The organism is Prevotella conceptionensis 9403948 (assembly GCF_000312305.1).
Taxonomy (GTDB): Bacteria; Bacteroidota; Bacteroidia; order Bacteroidales; family Bacteroidaceae; genus Prevotella; species Prevotella conceptionensis.
Map to the genome: position 1 here is coordinate 1 of NZ_HE999447.1, position 5,557 is coordinate 5,557.

Below are 5,557 nucleotides of genomic sequence, written 5' to 3' on the forward strand. Positions count from 1 at the left end.
GATGATGGATACTGTATTGGATATTAGTGGTCGGCACAGGGGCTACATGCGGATGCCCTTGGCTTTCTTGGGTTCATTCTTCTGCTGCTGTGCCTGCTGTTCGTTTTTCGGGGCAACCTGCCCTTTCTCGATGGGCTGCTGTATGTGCTTGGTCGCCTCGTTGGTCTTGCCCTCGTTGTTGACGGCGACCTGCACGCGGCTTTCGTTCGATGGGGCGACGGTCTGGGCAAGGTCTGGATTTTGGCTGTGGGTAAAGGGACGGCCTTTGTCGTAGTTGAACTTGAGGTACATCGTGCAGGGCTGCCCTTTCTTGTCGAGCACGTTCTCCAACTTGACGGCTTTGCCTTGGCAGTAATCCTTCTTCTGTTCGTCGCTAAACTGAATGTTCTTCCACTTGCCGATGGGGCGTATCTTGCCGTCATCGGTCGTCCAGCGGTTCTCACGCTGCTTGGGACTTTCGCCCTTCTGTCCCTGTGTGGTGTTGCCGTCCTGCCGTTGCTGTTTTCTCGGGCTGCGCCCACTGCCGGGAACGAACTCGATGCCGCGTTGTTCGGCATTCATTTGCAGGGTGACGGTAAACTTGCGCCCGTTCTCCAGCTCTATTTCCTTGCCTTTGAGGGGCGCTCCTGTCAGCAGCAGGGCTTTCTCGGTCTCGGAGAGCACCGTCTTGCCGATGGTGTCGCGCACGCGCACCCGGTTGGCGGCGATATCGATCAGCTCATGGGTCTGGCGGTCGATACTCACGAATGAAGGTTTGAGCTCACCTGTTTCGGTGTTCGCAAGGTCTACGATACGCCCGAGGTTGCCCGTCTCTTTCAGGTTGCGCTTATCCTCCTCGGTGAAACGGTGCCCCTTGTATTCGAGGTCGAGGTTGGGAGCGGTCTGTACCAAGTGCGGAACGAGGCGTACCGTGCCGTCTTCCTGCACCTTGAAGGCGAGACGGGCGGCGGTCTCGAAGGTCTGTCCGTCGAACTTCGGAGCAACACTCACCAAGTCGGACTTACCGTAGTTGAGCATCCGTTTCAAATCGCCCGACTTCTCCAGCTCGTCTCGTTTGATGCCCCATTTCTCTTCCAGCTCCTGCCAGTTGATTTTACTCTCGTCGATGGGCTTGTAGGTACTTTCCTTTTTCTGACCGTTGCCGTCATTCGTTTTCTCTTGCCCGGCGGCACCTTGTGCTGCCTGCGGCTGTTCTTGTTTCTCTTTCATTTCTTCTGTGGGATTTGTGGGTTGTTGATTTTGCTGTTGACTTTGTTGTTGTTCTTCTTGTACTGCCTTATGATAAGGCGTCATGTCTATTTTGTGCGGGGCGAGCAGTTCACGGTTGCCTTCGGGATTCTTGAGCAAATCTTTCATCACTTCGATGAGCTTGTCCGCCTGCTCGACTGCCACGCGGTAGAAGCCGAAGCGGGAGGGCTCCTTGCACTGCCGCATGAAGTTGAGGAAGAAGTTGTCCAAGATGTCGCCCCCGCGGTCGAACTTCAGGAAGTCCTGGGCGTGTTCCGCCTTCGGAGGCACGCGCTTGGGTGTTCCGTCACTGCCGAGGCCGGCGATGACACCGATCTCTCCCGTCTTCTCGTCGCGGACGAGCAAGACGTCCTGTTCTTTTGTTTTCTTTGCCATTTTTACTTACGTTTATTTTGTTGTTTATTCATTGATTGTTTGTTTATTTATTTATTCAATCATTCATCATAGGTCCTTATTATACTTTGAATTGTTCCATTGTGTCCGGTAGTTTCCTTCCTGACGGTTTTATATACTTTTCGATAAAGTCATGCACATCGTGGAGCTTATAATAGATCTTATGCTTCAGCTGAAAATAGGGAATCATTTTCGAAGTGCGGTAACGCTGCAAGGTCCGTTTGCTGACGTGAAGGAGGTCGCACAGGTCTTGGTTGTCCAACAGATGCTCACACTCTTCTTGATGCGAAGCATGCAGTTCCTCATCAATCTTATGCACGATCAACTCCAATTCTTTGTCCTGTCTGTTGAGGTGTTCCGAGATGTCTCGCATCATTTCCAAAAGTCTCGTGTCATAGTCTATATTCCTCATATACAATCATTTAGGTGAGACTTTACCTGTACGCAGGTTGAAATGATGCCGTAGTTCCTCGATGGTGGCAGGATCGCCCTTGAGACGTCCCTCATCGATGATGCGCCCGACTTCGCGGGCGGAATAGAGATACTTGCCGCGCAGGATGACGAAGTCGATACGCTTCTCGTATACCTGAATTGTCGGATAAACTGTGGCAACGTTCCCCAAGCATTTTTTGCAGGTCACTTTCTCTGTAAAGGATTTTCCCGCCTAAACGGAAAAAGGGAAGGTTGCCGCTGTGCCGGTACTCCTGCAGGGTTCTGCGACTGACCCGCAGCAGTGCCGATACATCCCTGTCGGTGAGATACCGCTCGCCGTTGAGTGGTGGGCGGCAATTCCCCAAAAGAGATGATAGTCCCTTATGAATATTCTCAAAAGAGTGGAGCAGGGAGAATATCGGTTCGTCTTGTTCGGTCAATACATTTTCTTTCATTTGTCTGTGGATATAGCGGTGTCATATTTTTTCTTGTTTATGGGTCTCTTCTTTGCAGCTTAGCAGAAAGTCCTCGACATCCTTTGCCTTGTAATAGAACTTACGTCCTATTTGGGCATAGTTCAGACGCCTACTGTTTCTGAGTGTCTGCAGGCGGCGGGGACTGATGTGCAACCGACGGCAGACGCCTTCACCGTCCAGCCAAGCATTCGTTGATTTTCCTTCGTTCATCGCACAGAGCGCGTTGACTTGTTTTTCCAAAGCAAGAGCATCCGATACGATCTTCTCGAATGTCTTTTTCTCAATGATAATTACTTCCATTTCTGTTTTGTTTAATGAATACATTACAAAATTATAGCATTATCTGCATTCTCGGTCTGTTTTGGTAGCATGTGGCAGCTTGTGGCGTCGTTACGGAGACAAAAGAGACAACAAAATGACAGAAAACAACTCGGGCGGACAGTTTTTCTGGTGAAAACCGTCCGCCCGTTGTCGTTCCTTTTTTGTTTCTCGGATTTTATTTCTTGAATAACGTATTCAAATGATATGTTGCTATACTTGTCTGTTCAGCATTCCAATTCGCTACTGATGCAAAGCATAAGAGAGGCAGCCTGTTTGTTCTCTCTTGTTATCCTTTGCGTTATCCACCTGCGAAACTTTGCCGCAAATCCCGTATGAAGATAAAAGGATATGGCGATGATGGCCTCCAAGGAATAGACCTCGGCAGCATGACTGTTTTCAAGAGGCATATATCTCGTGCTGTGGCAGGCCGGTATCGCACCTTCTTTCAGTACGCGATTGATGGCTGCCCGTATCTCACCCTGCGTGGCGTAGAAGAGTTCCGCCAGTTCCCATTCGTTCATCCAGATGGCGGCACCCGTGATGAAAAATTCATTCTCTTTCAAATAAATGATGTCTCGTTGTTTCATCGTTCGTTCCTCCTTTTTATATATATTGTTTGGATGTTGTCATAATAAAGGCATTTTTATTTTTCGTACCATTACGCAAAAGTCTCCGAGGTGACGAATTCACCGATGTCGGCAAGTTTCTCCGAGAGTATATTCATTTCCTTGTTCAGTTTCTCGTTGGTAATCTTTGCGTATATCTGTGTGCTGGAGATACATTTATGTCCCAAGACGCTGCTGACAGACTCGATAGGCATGCCGTTGGAAAGGCATACCACCGTTGCCATCGTGTGGCGTGCCATGTGCCAAGTAATGTGTTTGCGGATGCAGCATTTCTTCATGACGGTACGTAGTATCATTTTGCAGGAATTATAGGACGGAACGGGAAAGACACGCCCGTCTTCGCACAGGCCTTTGTATTTCTTCATGATTTGAAGGGGAATGTCAAGCAGGCGAACATTCGTTTCCACACCGGTCTTTTGCCGATGGGTGTGTATCCATACGCTGCCGTCGAGCGGGTTGGATACGATATTTTCCTCCCGAAGGTTCTTCAGGTCTATGTAAGCCAATCCCGTGAAAGCGCAGAAGAGGAACAGATCGCGGATGAATGTCCGCTTGAAGTTCATCTTCGGAGCGTTGATAAGCTGTCCGAGTTCCTCCTTGGTAAGGAATCCTTTTTCCGTTTCCTCTTTCGGCACACTGCAGTCTGGGAATGGATAATGCATCAGCCAGCCGTTTTCTACCGCCCTGTGCAGCAGCATACGGACGGGACAGGAATATACCCAGACAGAGTTGCAATGCAGGTGTTTTTCTGCAAGCAGATAAGTCTCAAAATCGGTGATGAATGTTGGTTGAATTTCTTTCAATGCAATGTCACTCACATGATAGCGTGATTGCAGGAAGTCCTTTAGGTGACTGTATACGGCATGGTATTTCGTCAATGTGCTCTTTGCTTTCATGCCACAGTCGACTTTCTTGGCATAATCTTCCATGAAGTGGTCATAAATCTTTATGAGCGTCTGGCAGCGGTATTCCAAACCAAGGAAAACATTCCTGACTTTCTCGGCCGTGACAAAGCTGTCGCGCTCCATAATTTCCTGATAATGCCTCGTGATGGCTGCACGGAGTTTATCGAGTATCCGGTTGGTTTCCCGTGCCGTTACACTCTTGCCAACCGCACGACCACCCTTGATACCCCAGAGGTTTGAATCAATGGAGAGCTTGCAGCTGAACTGTGCCTGTGTTCCGTCCACGGTGATACGCCCCATGATAGGTGACGTACCGTCTTTCTTTACTTTGTCTTTCTTCAAATAGAAGATGACTGAAAATGTACTTCTCATTGCTTTTGTTCCTTTCGTTTGCAAAATTATTTACTGTGGAGCAGTTGTCCACTAAGCAAATCGAGGGGAACGCGGAATAAGAAACCGCTGGGTAGGAATTTTCGGCCTAACAGCCTATTTCAGAGCGAATTTCCTTGATTTTCCACCTGTCCATTCTTACCCTTGCAGGGGTTACGAATAGGAGACGGAACGCTGTCACAGTTTGGCATAAAGACCGTACATGTTTGGCTTTACGCTGCTTTCCAAAGTCCTTTTAAGTCCTTGATTGATAACTTTATCGCTTCATTTCTCCGTTTTTCATATTTTATATGTACTTTTAGGGGCTAAAAGTGCGTAATTGGGCATGAAAAAAATACGAGCAGGCAAACAAACTAGAAAGGCAAAATGGTACAAAATGTAGGTGTTGTTCTTGAAAATAGACAAAACATTGGGTGTTAAAGGTTATGAATAGTGGTTTTTTTCCTACTTTTTAGCTTATATTTTCGCTAGAACGAAGTGAGAATTAGAGCGGTATTGTAAAATAAAAAACAATAATTTAAGTTTTCGAGTTGGTAGGTTGGAGAGTTGATGAGTTGACTCATTTGGGTGTTGGTGGGTTTCCGTGAGTTTGATATGCCAATGATTTGATTTGCCTTGCACTCCGTATATGAGAGGAGTGCTTGTCTTGGCTTAACTACACTAAGTCAATAGAGCTCTCTCTATTTATGTTTCCATAAATTAGTGTTTAATATACAATGTCCGATTGGGAGCTAAATGCTCTATGTTGGGTATGCCTTTTTCGGGC

At 47.6% G+C, this 5,557-nt stretch carries 6 protein-coding genes; all 6 read right to left on the reverse strand.

Translation table 11 applies throughout. The features are described from left to right. Nucleotides 1-42: 42 nt before the first annotated feature. The 6 genes from BN93_RS07915 to BN93_RS07940 all read right to left on the reverse strand — a co-directional run bounded on the left by BN93_RS07915 (nt 43) and on the right by BN93_RS07940 (nt 4,773). Entirely contained in the window at nt 43-1,623 is a 1,581-nt protein-coding gene (locus BN93_RS07915) for a DUF4099 domain-containing protein (protein WP_019187813.1), read from the reverse strand. A 79-nt stretch (nt 1,624-1,702) separates the two neighbouring features. Further along, the gene (locus tag BN93_RS07920; protein ID WP_019187814.1) at nt 1,703-2,053 is read right to left on the reverse strand and encodes a helix-turn-helix domain-containing protein; all 351 of its coding nucleotides are present in this window, start codon (nt 2,051-2,053) and stop codon (nt 1,703-1,705) included. 91 nt (nt 2,054-2,144) lie between these two features. Beyond that, entirely contained in the window at nt 2,145-2,528 is a 384-nt protein-coding gene (locus BN93_RS16780; RefSeq protein ID WP_084768732.1) for a helix-turn-helix domain-containing protein, read from the reverse strand. A 21-nt stretch (nt 2,529-2,549) separates the two neighbouring features. After that, complete coding sequence (locus tag BN93_RS07930) at nt 2,550-2,849, reverse strand: helix-turn-helix domain-containing protein (RefSeq protein ID WP_019187816.1); 300 nt, start codon at nt 2,847-2,849, stop codon at nt 2,550-2,552. Between the two features lie 245 nt (nt 2,850-3,094). After that, nucleotides 3,095-3,457 (reverse strand): hypothetical protein, encoded by a 363-nt coding sequence (locus tag BN93_RS07935; protein WP_019187817.1) that lies wholly within the window; start codon nt 3,455-3,457, stop codon nt 3,095-3,097. A 71-nt stretch (nt 3,458-3,528) separates the two neighbouring features. Beyond that, nucleotides 3,529-4,773, reverse strand: coding sequence for a site-specific integrase (locus tag BN93_RS07940; RefSeq protein ID WP_019187818.1), 1,245 nt, complete (start codon nt 4,771-4,773; stop codon nt 3,529-3,531). Nucleotides 4,774-5,557: the final 784 nt, after the last annotated feature.